The 15273-nt window shown below is 72.5% G+C and carries 13 protein-coding genes; 10 read left to right on the top strand and 3 right to left on the bottom strand.

Annotation, left to right across the window (positions count from 1 at the left end):
• Positions 1 to 819 precede the first annotated feature (819 nt).
• From WMF46_RS49905 to WMF46_RS49865, 9 genes are all read left to right on the top strand, one after another.
• Positions 820 to 1881, top strand: coding sequence for a hypothetical protein (locus tag WMF46_RS49905; RefSeq protein WP_437983702.1), 1062 nt, complete (start codon positions 820 to 822; stop codon positions 1879 to 1881).
• 232 nt (positions 1882 to 2113) lie between these two features.
• Positions 2114 to 2710, top strand: a complete 597-nt coding sequence (gene miaE / locus WMF46_RS49900; RefSeq protein WP_437548390.1) for a tRNA isopentenyl-2-thiomethyl-A-37 hydroxylase MiaE — start codon at positions 2114 to 2116, stop codon at positions 2708 to 2710.
• A 5-nt stretch (positions 2711 to 2715) separates the two neighbouring features.
• Positions 2716 to 4170 carry a hypothetical protein gene (locus tag WMF46_RS49895; protein ID WP_437983701.1) on the top strand — a complete coding sequence of 485 codons (1455 nt, stop codon included), beginning with the start codon at positions 2716 to 2718 and terminating at the stop codon, positions 4168 to 4170.
• 170 nt (positions 4171 to 4340) lie between these two features.
• The gene (locus WMF46_RS49890) at positions 4341 to 4823 is read left to right on the top strand and encodes an ATP synthase F0 subunit B (RefSeq protein ID WP_437983700.1); all 483 of its coding nucleotides are present in this window, start codon (positions 4341 to 4343) and stop codon (positions 4821 to 4823) included.
• Positions 4820 to 5821, top strand: a complete 1002-nt coding sequence (locus WMF46_RS49885; protein WP_437983699.1) for a F0F1 ATP synthase subunit B family protein — start codon at positions 4820 to 4822, stop codon at positions 5819 to 5821. The genes WMF46_RS49890 and WMF46_RS49885 overlap by 4 nt, the downstream gene beginning before the upstream one ends.
• Positions 5818 to 6360: an ATP synthase F1 subunit delta gene (gene atpH, locus WMF46_RS49880; RefSeq protein ID WP_437983698.1), complete on the top strand. Its 543-nt coding sequence runs from the start codon at positions 5818 to 5820 to the stop codon at positions 6358 to 6360. The genes WMF46_RS49885 and atpH overlap by 4 nt, the downstream gene beginning before the upstream one ends.
• A 116-nt stretch (positions 6361 to 6476) precedes the next feature.
• On the top strand, positions 6477 to 8369 hold the full coding sequence (gene atpA, locus WMF46_RS49875; protein ID WP_437983697.1) for a F0F1 ATP synthase subunit alpha: 1893 nt from the start codon (positions 6477 to 6479) through the stop codon (positions 8367 to 8369).
• Positions 8370 to 8375: 6 nt separating this feature from the next.
• Complete coding sequence (gene atpG, locus WMF46_RS49870; RefSeq protein ID WP_437983696.1) at positions 8376 to 9347, top strand: ATP synthase F1 subunit gamma; 972 nt, start codon at positions 8376 to 8378, stop codon at positions 9345 to 9347.
• A 201-nt stretch (positions 9348 to 9548) separates the two neighbouring features.
• Positions 9549 to 10154 carry an L-threonylcarbamoyladenylate synthase gene (locus WMF46_RS49865; protein WP_437548379.1) on the top strand — a complete coding sequence of 202 codons (606 nt, stop codon included), beginning with the start codon at positions 9549 to 9551 and terminating at the stop codon, positions 10152 to 10154.
• A gap of 70 nt (positions 10155 to 10224) precedes the next feature.
• On the opposite strand, the gene WMF46_RS49860 is transcribed toward WMF46_RS49865, so the two are convergent.
• Both WMF46_RS49860 and WMF46_RS49855 read right to left on the bottom strand, forming a co-directional pair.
• The gene (locus WMF46_RS49860; protein ID WP_437714913.1) at positions 10225 to 11163 is read right to left on the bottom strand and encodes a DNA-methyltransferase; all 939 of its coding nucleotides are present in this window, start codon (positions 11161 to 11163) and stop codon (positions 10225 to 10227) included.
• The gene (locus WMF46_RS49855; RefSeq protein WP_437983695.1) at positions 11160 to 12092 is read right to left on the bottom strand and encodes a penicillin-insensitive murein endopeptidase; all 933 of its coding nucleotides are present in this window, start codon (positions 12090 to 12092) and stop codon (positions 11160 to 11162) included. The genes WMF46_RS49860 and WMF46_RS49855 overlap by 4 nt, the downstream gene beginning before the upstream one ends.
• 495 nt (positions 12093 to 12587) lie before the next feature.
• On the opposite strand from WMF46_RS49855, the gene WMF46_RS49850 reads away from it, so the two are divergent.
• Positions 12588 to 14147 carry a hypothetical protein gene (locus WMF46_RS49850; RefSeq protein ID WP_437983694.1) on the top strand — a complete coding sequence of 520 codons (1560 nt, stop codon included), beginning with the start codon at positions 12588 to 12590 and terminating at the stop codon, positions 14145 to 14147.
• 223 nt (positions 14148 to 14370) lie between these two features.
• On the opposite strand, the gene WMF46_RS49845 is transcribed toward WMF46_RS49850, so the two are convergent.
• Positions 14371 to 15270 carry a hypothetical protein gene (locus WMF46_RS49845; RefSeq protein WP_437983693.1) on the bottom strand — a complete coding sequence of 300 codons (900 nt, stop codon included), beginning with the start codon at positions 15268 to 15270 and terminating at the stop codon, positions 14371 to 14373.
• Positions 15271 to 15273: the final 3 nt, after the last annotated feature.

Raw genomic sequence — 15273 nt, 5'->3', positions numbered from 1 at the left:
CGCTGCTCTGAAGTCCGCTCCACGAAAATAGGTTTCGGGGGCGACCGAAAGAACCGTCGCCCCCAACTTATCCACAGGTCTCACAGCGAGGACTCGCCTCTAACTCCTGGAGATCTCTATGTTATTCTGAATGTAATCGAAGGGCGTGTCGACTTTTCAACAGTCCGCCCACGGCCGCTTCGTCCTCGGGGAATCGTCCGCATGCTCCCGCCAACTGCGGGTGAACAGTACAGCCCTCCTGTACCTGGGCCCGGCCCGGCTGCAGCCGAGCACGCCGATCGAGGTGGGGGTACAGCCGTCGCGTCGAGGTCCATCGCATTGAAAGACAGATCGGCACAGCCGTCCCCCATACCGCCTCACAGAGCTCGGTAACCCGCAGCGCCCCTTTCGAGGCCAGCCTTTGGAGGACCCGGTGCGGCACGGAACCGCCCCGAGGACGAATCGGAGGTAGCACCGGGTGAGTCCGGGCGTCTATCCCCAACTGCGAAACTTGGCTCAAGTATCCGATAGTATTGTTATAAATTCAGTCCCTGACACACTGCGAAGCCGGCTTCGCGTCGACCGAGCTCTGGCTGCCGGACACGAGGCGCCAAAACTCCCGACGCGGGGCGGTGATTTTTACGACGCGCTCACGATTGCAGAGCAAAACCCGCTCATCTCGTCGTCAAGAGCCTCGACGTGGCGGGTTTTCCAGCTTTCTGAGGAAGACGGAGTTCGTCCAGCACAGAGCGACCGAGGTTCGCCGGTTTTCAGGAGCCGAGAATTTGCCCCCGGGGTCCAGGTGTGCGGTATGGCGAGGCGATGTCGTCAGGGATCCGGTTGACAAGGGGGGCACTCCTGGCGCAGCGGCCGGAGGGGGCGTCGCGCCGGGCGGCGGCCGCCTGGCGGGCCGGGGTCCTCTCGGCGGCAGGCGCGCTCCTGATGGCGTCGGCCGCAGGGCCGGCGGCGGCCGACGAGCTGCCGCCCCAGCTCGCGTACGCCTACGGCGAGAATGAGACGCCCCGCGCCGCGGCCTTCGGGGGCGCGCTGCGCGCCCTCGGGAACGGGACGTCGGCCGTCTTCCTCAATCCGTCCGCCATGGTGGAGACCCGCGTCTACCACCTCCAGGCGCTCTTCCAGGGGAGCCCCGAGGGCGGCCGGCACGCTTACGGCGGCGTCGTCGTCGACTCGGTCACCGGCAAGCTCGCCGGGGCGCTCTCCTTCGTGGGTGGCTTCGTCGACATGGACGACGGCGGCATCAAGCGCTCCTACCTCGACGCGCGGGCAGGCCTCGCCTACCCCCTCACCGAGCGCGTCTTCGTCGGGCTCACCGGCCGCTACGCCAAGATCACGCAGGACGGGACCCTGGTCGAGGGCGGCCTCGGCGACAGCTCCGTCTCGGGCGGGCTGCGCGAGTGGGAGAACGGGAAGCTCGTCGGCCGGCACTCCTTCGTCGACGAGTTCACGTTCGACGCCGCGCTCACCGTCAAGGCGACCGACAGCCTGTACATCGCGGCCGTCGGACAGAACCTCACCTACCCGGACCACGGGCTGCTCCCCACCACGGTCGGCGGCGGCGTCGGGTTCGGCACCGCCGACTTCTCGATCGAGGTCGACGGGCTCGCCGACCTCAACTCTTACCGCGACACCACCTTCCGCTTGATGGCCGGCGGCGAGTACCTCGTCGCCGATCACTTCCCGCTCCGCGCCGGCTACCGCTTCGACCAGGGCGCCGACCAGCACGCGCTGTCGCTCGGGCTCGCCTATGTGGGGACCCAGTTCGCGGTCGAGGGCACCGTGCGGCGAGCCCTCGCCGGCGGAGGACCCACCACGTTCGTGGTCGGGCTCGCGTACCACCTCGAGTCGAGCGGGCTGACCCGCGGCTCGTCCGACAGCTTCTAGAGCGACGGTCACCCGCTTCGGAGACGGGCCCACCTCGACGTTTTCGGTGCTCAGCGCACCGGAGTGCGCTTGCGCGCCGAAAACGCCGATCTGGGCCCGTCTCCTGTGCGGGAGACCGCCGCTCTGCGACGCGTCCGGAGCGAGCTTCGATGGCCGATCGGCGCGCCCGCGCCTACTTCGGGGCCCGGCTCCCCCTTCTCGCCGCGCCGCGCCTGCTCTAGGTCGGCCCTGCGTGCTGTGCCTGACCCTACCGACCGACCCGCGCTGGGCTGACGTGGCGCTCGCCGATCTGCCGGCGCTCCTGACCGATCACGCGCACTGCGAGATGAAGGCGGCGTCGAACGCCCTGTCCCTCGCCGCGCGCTGGCCGTCGCTCCCGCGCCTCGCGCGGGCGCTCGTCGACCTCGCCGAGGAGGAGCTCCGGCACTTCCGCGCGCTGCTCGACGTGATCGAGCAGCGCGGCCTCGCGCTCGGCAAGCCGGAGACCGACGTCTACGCGAGCGAGCTGCGCAAGGCGGCCTCGAGCAGCTGCGCGCGCAACGCGAAGGCCGCGCTCATCGATCGGCTGCTCGTCGGCGCGATCATCGAGGCCCGCTCCTGCGAGCGCTTCAGGCTGCTCGCCGACGGGCTCGCGGCGCGCGAGCACGAGCTCGCGCCGCTCTATGAGGAGCTCTTCGCGTCGGAGGCCCGGCACTACCGGACCCTCGTCGACCTCGCCGTCGAGGTCGCCGGCGACGAGGGCGCCACCCGAGGCCGGCTGGCCGAGCTCGCGCGCGCCGAGGGCGAGATCGCCGGGCGGCTCGGGACGGCACCCGCGGTGCACGGATAGGTGGCATGGAAATCGATCTGATCCGCCTCGACCGGGACGTCGCCCGCGCGGAGCGCGCGTGGCGCGCGGCGCACGACGACCTCGCCCGGCGCGGTCCGGCCCCTCCCGCTGCAGACGAGGACGGCCCGAGCGCCGCCGAGGCGAGGGCAAGGCTCGAGAACCCGCTCGATCCCTTCCGGCGCGTCAGCTCGCGGTCGACCTACCTCGAGCTCACCGGCAAGACCCCGGGCCTCGGCGCGGAGCTCGGGCTCGCGAGCCCGACGTCGCCCGCCGCGCCGGACCCGACCGGCCTCGCGGCCCCCCTCGCCGACTGGGTCTACGTGCTCACGCTGGAGCGCGTCGTCTGGGCCGACCGCGTCCGGCTCGCCGCGGCCTGGCACGCGCCGCTGCTCACGATCGACCTGCCCGAGCCGGCGCGGATGTCGCCCCACGAGGCGCGGCTCAGGCTGCTCGCCGACCCGACGAGCGCCGGACGGCAGATCTTCGCCGAGGCCCTGGCCCGAGGCTCCGGCGCGGTCGCCGACGCCGCCCGCGTCCTCGTCGAGCGGAGGCACGAGGCGGCGCGGCGGCTCACCGAGGAGGGCCTCCGCGCGATCGAGATCCCCTGCGACCCTCCCGGCGCGGCGATCAGCGCCGCGGAGGCGCTGCTGCGCCGGAGCGAGTCGGTGATCGAGCTCGAGCCGACCTGGCACGCCGCGCTCGGGCGCGCCGTCGGCCGCGACGCGGCGTCGGGGTGGCCAGCGCGGCTCGGCCCGCGGTGGATCGAGGAGCTGTTCCGCGCGACGAAGCTGACCGAGGGCGTCGCGATCGATCTCGGACCGCTGCCACGGCCGCTCGGCGCGGCGTCGTTCGCGCGCGCGCTCGCCCGCTTCGGCGCGGCGCTCGCGCGTGGTGGTGGAGCGCGCGGGCCGTTCGCGCTCTCCCGCGCGCCGTTCGATCTCCGGCAGGCGCGCCGCGCCGCGCTGTTCGGCGGCCTCGTCGCCGATCCCGTCTTCTGCGCCCGCGCGCTCGGGCTCGGCCGGGGCCGCGCGCTCGATCAGGCGCGCGCCACCGCGCGCAGCCTCCTCCTCTCGCTGCGCCTCGACGCCGCGACCGTGGCGCTCGTGTTCGGCGCCGGAAAGGACGGAGGCGGGCACGTGCTGCTCCGGGCCTCGCGCGATCGGAGCGACCGCTTCGAGGAGACCACCGCGCGCGCGCTCGGCGCGCCGATCCCGGGCGCGCTCGCCGGGGTCGTCCCGGCGCTCGATCCCGGCGCGGCGGTCCGGCTCGCCGGGGCGCTCCTCGCCGCGCGCGATCGGCGCGGCCTGATCGAGCGCTTCGACGAGGACTGGTTCCGCAACCCGCGCGCCGCCGAGGCCATCCGCGACGAGGACGGCGCGCGCGCGCCGGCGCCGCGCGCCAGCGAGGGCGATCTCGAGGCGGGCCTCGGCGAGATGATGCGCTCGCTCGCGAGCCTGTAGCGCGGGCGCGTCGTCAGGAGACGTGATGTAAAGAGGGGCTCGTCCGCTCTGCGAGAACCCTTCCAGCTTTGACTGACACGTGCTAGTGCCGGCTCGCGAAATCGCCCCCCGGGGGGCGTGGGGCAGCGAGCGGCTCGCGCTGCGCCGCCCTCGTCGCCGAACAAGCACCCGTGAACCCGAACGCAATGCACCCTCTCCTCGCGTCCGGCGCCAGCGCCATCACCGTCGACTTCGATCTGACGTTCCTGGCGCAGGTCGTCCTGTTCTCGACGTTCGTCGTCGTGCTCAAGCCGCTCCTGTTCGATCCGCTGCTCCGCGTCTTCGAAGAGCGCGAGCGCCGCACCGACGGCGCCAAGCGGGAAGCGCGCGAGATGGACGAGCGCGCCGGCGAGCTGCTCACCCGCTACGAGGCCGAGATCGAGAAGGTCCGGCGCGAGGCGGGGATCGAGCGAGAGCGGCTCCGCGCCGAGACGGCGAAGATCGAGGCGCAGATCATGGCCGAGGCCCGGGCCGAGACGGCGCGCATCCTCGAGGACAGCAAGGCGAAGATCGCGGCCGAGGTCGCCCGCATGCGCGGCGAGCTCTCCGCCGCCCAGCCCGCGCTCGCCGCGGAGATCGCCGCCAGCATGCTCGGCCGCGAGGTGCACCAGTGAAGAAGCCGCTCCGCCGCTCCTCGCTCGCGCTCGGCCTGGCCGCGGCGCTCGCCGCCGGCTCGGCGCTGGCTCAGACGCCGCCGCCGGGCTCCGACCCGGCGCTGCCCCCCGGGCACCCGCCCATCCCCTCGCCTGCCCAGGCGCAGCCGGGCTCGCCGCAGATGCCGCAGCGCCCGCGCGACGCGCAGCCCGGCCGGCCGCTCGGGCCGGGCGGCCGCCAGCTCCCGCCGGGCCATGGGCTCCGGCCGCCGGGCATGCAGCCCGGCCGCGCGCGACCCACGCCGCCGCCCGCGCAGCCCGAGCACGCCTCCCACGGGGAGGGGCACTGCCCCGGGCACGGCCCGACGGATCCGCCGCCGCACGTCAACTGGTGGCACGGCCTCATCGGCGTGAACAACGAGGCGGCCGCGAAGGGCGGGATCAACGCCCTGCTCTGGCGCTACCACAACGAGCAGAACCCCTGCGATCCGAAGAACGAGCCGCCGCCGTTCCTCGCGTCGGTCCTGAACTTCGGGCTGCTCGCGCTCATCGTCGTCCGCTTCGGGAGGAAGCCCATCGCGGAGGCGCTCAAGAAGCGCAAGCAGACGATCACGCAGGAGCTCGACAACGCGTCGCGCCTCAAGCAGGAGGCCGAGCAGCGGCTCGAGGAGTACGAGGACAAGCTCACGCGGCTCGAGGAGACGCTCGCCGAGCTCAAGGCCGAGCACGCGGCGCAGGCGGAGGTCGAGAAGGCCCACGTGCTTGCCGAGGCGGAGCAGCGGCGCGTCCGGATGCGGCGCGACGCCGAGTTCCGCGCCGAGCAGGAGCTCAAGGCGGCGCGCGCAATGCTCCTCCAGGAGGCGGTGCAGAACGCCGTCGCCGCGGCCGAGGAGCTGCTCCGGCAGCGCATCGGCCAGCAGGACCTCGACCGGGTCAACGAAGAGTACCTGAAGGCCATCCCCGCGGCCGTCTCCGCCGGCGCGCGCCGCGGAGCCCAGACCACCGGAGCAGCGACATGAGCTACGAGTCCGTCGCCCGACGCTACGGGCGCGCGATCTTCGAGATCGGCAAGGAGACCGGGACCCTCGCGGCCCTCGCCAGGGAGATCGGGGACGCCAGCGCGATGTACTCGGCGAGCGAGGAGCTCCGCCTCGTCCTCGACAACCCGCTCATCCCGGAGGCCTCGCGCGAGGAGCTGCTCCGCGAGATCGGCGGCCGCGCCGCCTTCTCGGACGTGACGAAGAACACCCTCCTCCTGCTGGCGCGGCGCCGGCGCCTCGTGGCGCTGCCCGAGATCGCGCGGCAGCTCGCGCTCCTCGTCGATCAGGACCAGAACGTCGCCCGGGCCGTGGTGACGAGCGCGGGCCCGCTGACCGACGGCTACCTCGACCGGCTCCGGGCCGAGCTCGAGAAGGCGACCGGCAGGAAGATCTCGGTCACCCACAGGCAGGATCCCTCACTCATCGCGGGCGTGGTGACCCAGATCGACGATCAGGTGATCGACGGCAGCCTCCGGACCCGGCTGTCGAGCTTCCGTGACAACCTGCTCAGGACCTGAGGGGACGCGAGCAAGCCCCCCTGTTTCATGATGGGTCGTGGCCCGGCGCTCAGCGCCCCCTCGACCTTGACGACGTTGACTCCGCAGCCCAAGCGTCTCCCGACAGAGGACTCCGCATGCAGCTCCGCGCCGAAGAGATCTCCCAGATCATCAAGAAGCAAATCCAGAATATCGACAAGGCCGCTCAGGTCACCGAGACGGGCACCGTGCTCACGGTGGGCGACGGCATCGCCCGCGTGCACGGCCTGAGCCGCGCGATGGCCGGCGAGCTCGTCGAGTTCACCGGCTCGGAGGGCGGCAGCCTGATGGGGCTCGTGCTGAACCTCGAGCAGGACAACGTGGGCGCCGCCATCTTCGGCGACACGAGCGCCATCAAGGAGGGCGACGCCGTCAAGCGGACCGGGCGCATCATGGAGGTGCCCGTCGGCGAGGCGACCCTCGGGCGCGTCGTGAACGCGCTCGGCATGCCGATCGACGGCAAGGGGCCGCTCGAGACGAAGGAGCGCCGCCGCGTCGAGGTGAAGGCGCCCGGCATCATCCAGCGCCAGCCGGTCACCGAGCCGATGCAGACCGGCATCAAGGCGATCGACGCGATGATCCCGGTCGGCCGCGGCCAGCGCGAGCTGATCATCGGCGACCGGCAGACGGGCAAGACCGCCGTCGCCGTCGACGCGATCATCAACCAGAAGGGCAAGGGCGTCATCTGCGTCTACGTCGCGATCGGCCAGAAGCTGTCGACGGTGCGCCAGGTCGTGGACAAGCTCGATGCGCACGGCGCGCTGGAGTACACGATCATCGTCGCCGCCACGGCGAGCGAGACCGCGCCGCTCCAGTTCATCGCGCCGTACACCGGCGTGACGATCGGCGAGTACTTCCGTGACAGCGGGCGCCACGCGCTGTGCATCTACGACGATCTGTCGAAGCAGGCTGTCGCGTACCGCCAGCTCTCGCTCCTGCTCCGCCGCCCGCCGGGCCGCGAGGCGTACCCGGGCGACGTCTTCTACCTCCACTCCCGGCTCCTCGAGCGCGCCGCCAAGATGGCCGACATCTTCTACGTCGTGTCGAAGGGGACGAAGATCGAGGGCGGCGACGCCTCGTACCGCGGCGTCGACGGCAAGGCGCACGTCGGGGCGCACGGGATGCACTCGGCGAAGGACTCGCTCTGGAAGACGATCGACGGGGCCCTCTTCGAGAAGCTCGAGCAGGCGCGCAAGGAAGAGAAGAAGGACGAGATCAAGAAGCTCGAGCAGCAGCTCTCGGACAAGGCGAAGGCGAGCGACTACGAGATCGTCCGCGATCCGAAGTCGGGCGGCTCGCTCACGGCGCTGCCGGTCATCGAGACGCAGGCGGGTGACGTGTCGGCGTACATCCCGACGAACGTCATCAGCATCACGGACGGGCAGATCTTCCTCGAGGCCGACCTCTTCTACTCCGGCGTCCGCCCGGCCATCAACGTCGGCATCTCGGTCAGCCGGGTCGGCGGCAACGCGCAGATCAAGGCGATGAAGTCGATCGCCGGCACGCTCCGCCTCGACCTCGCGCAGTACCGCGCCATGGCGGCGTTCTCCCAGTTCGCCTCGGACCTGGACGCGAAGACCCGCGCGCAGCTCGAGCGCGGCGCGCGCCTCACCGAGATCCTGAAGCAGGGCCAGTACGTGCCGCTGGCCGTCGAGAAGCAGATCCTCATCATCTACGCCGGCACGCAGGGCCTGCTCGACAGCCTGCCGGTGAGCTCGCTCTCGCGCTTCGAGGAAGAGCTCTACAAGTTCATCGAGGCGAAGCACCCGCAGATCTTCACGGACATCCGCGAGAAGAAGGCCCTCGACGACGACCTCAAGTCCCGGATGACCAAGGCGATCGACACCTTCAAGAAGCGGTTCGCGGTGGAAGCGGGCGGCGCCTCGACCGCGGCCGACGAGGACGGCGCGGGCGACGACGAGGAGGAGGCGCCGGCGCCGAAGGCCAAGTCGAAGAGCGGGAAGAGCGCCTCGAAGGCAAAGGAAAAGTAGGCAGCCGTGCCCAGCCTCAAGTCCATTCGCAAGCGGATCTCCAGCGTCAAGTCGACGCAGAAGATCACCCGCGCCATGAAGATGGTCGCGGGCGCCAAGCTCAACAAGGCGCAGCTGCGCATCACCGAGCTGCGGCCCTACGCCGTGAAGGTGCAGGAGGTGCTCTCGGCGATCACGCGCGACGCGGCTCCCGCGGCCGAGGCGCTCGCGGCGGAGGGGATCGGGGCGGAGGGCGAGGCGGGCGCGCTCGCCGGTGGCGAGAGGGCGCTGCACCCGCTGCTCGTGACCCGCCCGGAGCGGCGCGTGCTGCTCGTGGTGCTCACGAGCGACCGCGGGCTCTGTGGCGCCTTCAACACCAACATCAACAAGCGCGCCGAGCGCGAGTGGAAGAGCCGGACGGAGGCGGGCCAGGAGGTCCAGCTCGCGATCATCGGCCGCAAGGGTCGGGACTACTTCAACCGCCGCGGTGCGCCGATCCTCGAGTACCTGGCCGGGGTCTGGGACAAGCTCAACCTCGAGACGGCCCAGGCCGTCGGCGCGAAGCTCCTCGCCCCGTTCAACAAGGGCGAGATCGACGCGATCTACCTCGTCTACAACGAGTTCAAGAGCGCCATCACGCAGACGGTCGTCGTCGAGCGGCTCCTGCCGCCCGCCGGCGGTCCGGCGAAAGAGCAGGAGCAGGGGGACGAGGGCGGCCACGGCGCGCCCTCCGCGGCGTCGGAGTTCCTCTACGAGCCGGACAAGGGCGCGCTCCTGGAGCGGCTCGTCCCGATGTACGTGGACATCTCGATCCTGCGCGCGCTCTACGAGTCGATGGCGAGCGAGCTCGGCGCGAAGCTCACGGCGATGGATGCCGCGAACAAGAACGCCAAGGAAGTGATCGACAAGCTGACGCTCGAGTACAACAAGGCGCGTCAGGCGGCGATCACCAAGGAGCTCATGGAGATCATCGGCGGCAGCGAGGCGCTCAAGGAGTAGCGAGCCGCGCTGCACGCCGGGATCTTCGATCGCCGCATTGAGCCGGCCGCGCATGCGGCCGGCTCGCCTCTCGGGGCCTCTCCCCGCCTCGCTTTCATTCGCTTCACCTGCAGCGCCCGTCCCCGGCTGCCCGACGCTGGCCGAACATCCGAGCAGCCAGCACTGGCGGAGCCGACCGGGCTGCCCCATGGTTGCGTTCCCGTGCTCCAGCCCATCAACCCCGATCACCCGGAACCCCGCAAGATCGCGCGAGCGATCGATCTCATTCAGAAGGGGGAGGTCATCGGCTACCCGACCGATACCGTGTACGGGTTCGGGTGCGACCTGATGAACAAGGCCGCTATCGAGCGGGTGTATCAGATCAAGGGGATGCGCCAGAACAAGAACCTGGCGTTCATCTGCCCGGATCTGAGCGACATCGCGCGCTATGCGATCGTCGAGAACCAGGCGTACCGCATCCTGAAGCGCTACCTGCCCGGGCCGTACACCTTCATCCTCCCCGCGACGCGCGAGGTGCCGAAGTACGTGCACCTCAAGCAGAAGACGGTCGGCATCCGCGTGCCGAACCACCCGGTCGCGCTCGCGCTGGTCCGCGCGCTCGGGCGGCCGCTCATCAGCACGACCGCGGCGCCTCCCGGGGAGGATCCGATCATCGATCCGGGGGAGATCGACGACCGGTTTCCGGGGCTCGCGCTCGTCCTCGACGCTGGGACCGGCGGGTCAGTACCGACGACCGTGATCGACCTGAGCCAGGGCGAGGTGCAGATCGTCCGCGAGGGCGCGGGGCCGATCGACGAGCTCGTCTGAGCCCGGGTGAGAGGAAGAGGGGGGCATCCGAGCTGCCCAGCCCGAGGAGAGGGAGCTCGCCAGGGCCCAGTCAGGGACGCTCCGGCTCGCTCTCCGCGGCTGGAACGGACTCGTACGCCGTGTACACGATCCCCTCGCGGTCGAGCCGCTCCCGCGCCGTCGCGAACGCGAGCGGGCTCCGGTCGCCGCCGACGAAGCGGCGGCCGAGGCGCGCGGCCGCGACGAGCGTGGTGCCGCTGCCGCACATGAGGTCGGCGACGGTCGCGCCGGGCGCGGAGGACGCGCGGACGATGCGCTCCAGCAGCCGCTCCGGCTTCTGCGTGGGGTAGCCGGTGGCCTCGCGGCGCAGCGGGGTGTTGGCGACCATCCCGGGAATGTCGCTCCACACGCTCCCGAGCCGGCGGCCCTCGTCGGCGTAGTACCGGTACGCCTTGCCGCCGAGGATCCGCTCGCGGTACAGGCGGCCGTCCTCGTCGCGGTGCTTGAAATGCATCGCGAGGCTGGTCTCGGCGTACGGCTCGCGGAGCGTCGGATCCGCGGCGTTGTAGACCACCTGGCCGCGCTCGCTCGAGGCGCGCGCGTAAAGGAGGATCGTCTGGTGCGTGACGGAGAAGCCGCGCGCGCCCCGGCCGCCGTTTCCGGGCGCCCAGATGATCTCGCCGAGGAAGGCGCCGCGGCCGAACAGGCGATCACACGCGACCTTCGCGTCGTGGACCGCGCGGTGATCGAGGTGCAGGTACAGCGTCGCGCCCTCGGTCATGCGATCGCGGATGGCCTCGAGGCGCGGCGCGAGCATCGCGACGAGCGCGTCGGCGCTCGCGCGATCGTCGTACGCGTCGGGCCCGCTCTCCGGCCTGCGCCGCCCGCGCGCCTGGCCGCGCGCCGCCCGCGCGGTCATCGTCGTCCCGACGCCGAAGGGAGGATCGAGGTAGACGAGATCGAACCGCACGTCCGCGGGGAGCGCCGCGCAGACGTCGGCCGCGTCGCCGTGCGCCAGGAGGTGGCTCACAGCGCGCTGTCGGGAGCCGCCACGCGAGAGCCCGCGGCGGCGCTTCCAGGCAGGAGGTCGTCGAGCAACGCAGCGGCGAGGTCGCCGTCCGACGGCCCGATGAGCTGCGGCACGGCCGGCAGCCACGGCCACTGCGGGCCGCCGCCGAGGCAGCCGGAGAGGGTTTCGTCCGGCGTACAAGCGACGCGGAGGTGGATGTGATCGGCGTGCGCCGTGCTGTCGCCCGGCTGGAGCAGCATGCTCTCGGCATACCAGATGAGCTCCGGGTCCTCGCCGAGCGCGCGCGCGTACTCGATGAGCAGCGCCTCGAGCCAGCGGGCCAGGAAGAGCCACTGGACGTGCGCCTCGGGCGAGCGGACGAGCGACTTCACGAGCAGCCACTGCCGCTCGACGTCGAAGCGGACGTACTGAGGCGCGCCCGCGCGCGGCGACGCGGGCTCCTCGGCGCCGTCGCTGATCCGCCCGAGCCCGTCCGGCCCGAACGCGACGAAGCCCGGCGAGCGCACAGGGCGGCCGTCCGGGGTCAGCGCGTAGAGCAAGAGGTCGGCGTCGCGCCCTGTGCGGTGGGACCGGTGGCCCCGCGTCGCGCCGCCGTAGCGCGCGGAGAGGTCGCCCACGACGAGCGGCTCGCCGCCCGGCCGCGCCAGCGACACCTCCGCCGCGGCGCGCTGGACCGCGGCGACCAGCCTCGCCGTCCCCCACCGGATGCCGTTGCTGCGGAGCAGCCGGTAGCCCGGGCCCTGCCTCGGGAGCTCGACGGCGTCGGTGATGACGCCGTGGTGCGGCACGCCGATCGAGCCGCGGAGCGCAGGGGCGAGCGGCGTGGGCGAGGAGCCGACGCAGGCCGCGCAGCAGAGCGCGACGAGCCCGAGGAGGAAGGTGGCGAGGAGAGGACGGCTGGGCATCACGACGACAGAGAGCAGGGCCACGGCGCCAGGCACCGGACGGACGAAGCTGACAGCCGCTCGTTAGCCTCGCCGGCGGCGGAGGGGAAGTTCTCGGCTCACCCGGATGGCCGGAGCGCGGCGCGCGCCGCGATCGTGGGTCCAGCCGGCGATGAAGATGAGCTCGCCTGCGCGTGTGCGTTCGCCCTGGTTGTTCACGTCGTTGATTATCCATGGAGGGGCCGTGTCGAAAGGCCCGTCGTGTACAAGATCGACATGGTTCAAACGCACACCGGGATCGGGGACAAGATGGCTATTTCGATGATCGCTCGTCCTCCTGGCGGAGGTGATATCGCAGGGTCCTGCGTCCCGAAATGGTCGCTCGATGGTTGATATCGAGCATCGATGGATATCCGCACGACTCAGCGCGTGCGAACCGGCGTCGCGCCACGCAGAGGCGGCCAAACTGCCACACGGATCGGGCGCCGCAATACGCTCCCCCTGCCCTCGCGGAGCGATCAGCGCTAACACCCACGCCCCATGGATCCCGACCAGCGCGCCACCCAGCGGAACACCACCCAGGGGAGCACGGGCGCAGATCGACAGCCGCCGCCAGCGGACGAGCCCGAGGGCGTCGCCTGGAAGGGCGCGCTGGCCGTCGCCCTCGTCGTGGGTGGCCTCGTGGTGTGGCGCGCCTGCTCCACGCCGGGAGGCGGCGCGAGCGACGCGCCCGCGCCGCCCAGCGCGAACCCCGCGGCGTCCGCGCCGAGCGACGCCGCCGACGCCGCCGCGGCGCCGCAGCCGCCGCGCTGCACGCCCGCGAGCGCGCCGCCGTTCGTGATCGGCGACGCGCCGCCCGCGCGCGGGGCCGAGCAAGGCGCGGGGGGCGGCGACGCGGACAGCGTTGAAGACATCGCGCCGTTCGCCGTCGAGGTCGGCCGCGGGACGACGTTCTCCGGCGGGTTCGCCGTGGGCGCCCAGCGAGAAGCCGAGGGCGGGACCGTCGCGATGGTGGCCACGCTCTCGGCCGACGGCGCCCAGGGGAAGCTCGTCCGCCTCGCGCGATCGCGCGGGGACATGGATCCTCCGGTCGTCACAGGCGCGGGGGGCGCGATCCTCGCCGCGATGCTCGAGCCGAACGCGGGCGGGCGCGCGATCAAGGTCGCCAGGGTCGAGGGGGACCACGTGACGTGGGGGGCCGAGCTCGCCGAGGGGCGGGACGAGTCGCTCGCGCTCGACATCGCCACGTCCGGCGAGCGCGCGGTCATCGTCTGGGACGACGTGACCCGCGACGGCAAGCGATCGCGGATCATGCTCGCCTCCGCCGACGTGGGCACGCTGCGCTCCGTGACGTCGGCCCGCCCGGTCTCCCAGCCGAGCACCGACGCCGAGATGCCGCGGGTGCTCGGCCGGCCGGGCGGCTACTGGCTCGCGTACATCGCGCGCGCCGAGGAGCCGGCGCGAAAGGCCGCGGCGAAGAAGGACGAGGGCGACGAGGACACCGCCGCGGCAGGCGAGACGATCACCCACCAGTGGATCGAGGTGGTCCCCCTCGACGAGGCGGGCGCGCTCACCGCGACGCCCCGCGCGGTCACCCCCAAGAACGGACACGTGCTCGCGTACGACCTGACGCTCGGCGACGACGACGGGCTCATCCTCGCCTTACGGGACGACGACACCCCGAGCGGCTCGATCGGAGGGCGCATCAGCGCCGTGCTGGTGCGGCTCGGCGGCGCCAGCGAGCCGCGCGTGCTCGTCGGCGGCGATCGCGAGCAGGACGCCCCGCCCGAGGCCGCGCTGGGCCTGGGCGCCGGGGTGCCGGCGCTCCTCCCCGGCGCACGAGGCCCGGGCGGGCAGGACCCGGCGAAGGCCGCGGGCGCAGCGGCATGGCTCGCGATCGCGAACGCGTCCGGCCCGACGCAGCTCGCGGCGCTCACCGCGAGAGGCGAGCTCGAAGGCGGTCTGCAAGCCGAGCCGGCCCTCGGGCGCGGCGAGCCGATCGCCGCCTCCGCAGAGGCGCTGCTCGTGGCGCACCCGGCCGGAAAAGCGATGAAGCTCGCCTTGCTGCGCTGCGCATCGACAGCACCGTTCAACAAGTAGGTCGCCCCTGTATCAGTAAGCGCGCGACGCCAGCCAGCAGGCGCATCGACTGTAGATTGAAGGCGCGTGGATGTGTAGCATCCGCGGCGGTGGCCCACGGGGACGATCCGCAACACGAAGCGTCGCGCCGGCCTGGTTTGCCGAGCCTGTCCGGATCGCCGGACGAAGGTGGCTGGGAAGCCAACGCCGACAACGCTCAAATGACGCGCGCGAGCGCGCAACCTCAGCCCGGCGCGAAGACGCTGCTCGTCGGCACGAGCACGTCGAGGGCCGGCGAGCCGTCGAGCGCGAGCACGCCGACAGGCGGCGAACCGCTGCCGGCGAGCGCGAGCGCGCCGACAGACGGCGAACCGCTGCCGGCGGCCGCGAGCGCGCCGACGGACGGCGAACCGCTGCCGGCGACCGCGAGCCCGCTGCCGCCGCCGAACCCGCCGCCGCTGCCGAGCCCACCGCTAACCTCGATCCCCCCGCCGCTGCCGAGCCCGTCGCTGGCCTCGAGCCCGCCGCTGCCGCCGAGCGCGCCGCCGCCAGGGCCGAACAAGACGCCGGCCCCGAGCGTACCGCCGCCAGTACCGAGCAGGCCACCGCCGCTGATCCGCCGCAAAGACGGCAGCGTCGCGAGCGGGCCACCGCCGGCGCCGCCGTCGCTGGCGCCGCCGTCGAGGCCTCCGCCGCCGATGCCGCCGGGAGGCGCGTCCAAGACGACGGCGGCGCCCCCTGGACCCGGCCCCGCCCGCCCTCCGGCGCGCGGCCCAGGCCAGCGCCCACCGAGCCCGAACCGCGCCGCAACGCAGCCCGCTCCAGGCTCCGCCGCGAGCGCGGCGAAGCCGGCGCCTGGCTCCCAGCCGGGCGGCGCGGCCCAGGCGATCGCCGCCTTCGACGCAAGCACGACGCCGATGCCCATCTCGGTCGAGCCGACCGCGACACCGCTGCCCATCTCGGTCGATGCGACCGCAACACCGCTGCCCATCTCGGTCGAGCCGAGCTCGTCGCCGGCGCCCATCTCGGTCGAGTCGCTCGAACCGGCGCCCGCGCAGAGCGCCGCGCCGGCGCCCACACAGAGCGCCGCGCCGGCGCCCACACAGAGCGCCGCGCCGGCGCCCACGCCAAGCGCGACGCGCACGCC

The sequence above is a fragment of the Sorangium sp. So ce117 genome (genome assembly GCF_051524395.1).
In the GTDB taxonomy this organism is placed as follows: domain Bacteria; phylum Myxococcota_A; class Polyangia; order Polyangiales; family Polyangiaceae; genus Sorangium; species Sorangium cellulosum_B.
Note: the sequence above shows the minus strand (reverse complement) of the source record. Positions and strands in the feature narration are given on the sequence as shown.

What these genes read in the sequence shown, in the direction of transcription:
- WMF46_RS49895 (WP_437983701.1), top strand. Translation starts at nt 2,716, where the DNA reads ATGGAAATCGATCTGATCCGCCTCGACCGGGACGTCGCCCGCGCGGAG.
- atpH (WP_437983698.1), top strand. Translation starts at nt 5,818, where the DNA reads ATGAGCTACGAGTCCGTCGCCCGACGCTACGGGCGCGCGATCTTCGAG.
- atpA (WP_437983697.1), top strand. Translation starts at nt 6,477, where the DNA reads ATGCAGCTCCGCGCCGAAGAGATCTCCCAGATCATCAAGAAGCAAATC.
- WMF46_RS49850 (WP_437983694.1), top strand. Translation starts at nt 12,588, where the DNA reads ATGGATCCCGACCAGCGCGCCACCCAGCGGAACACCACCCAGGGGAGC.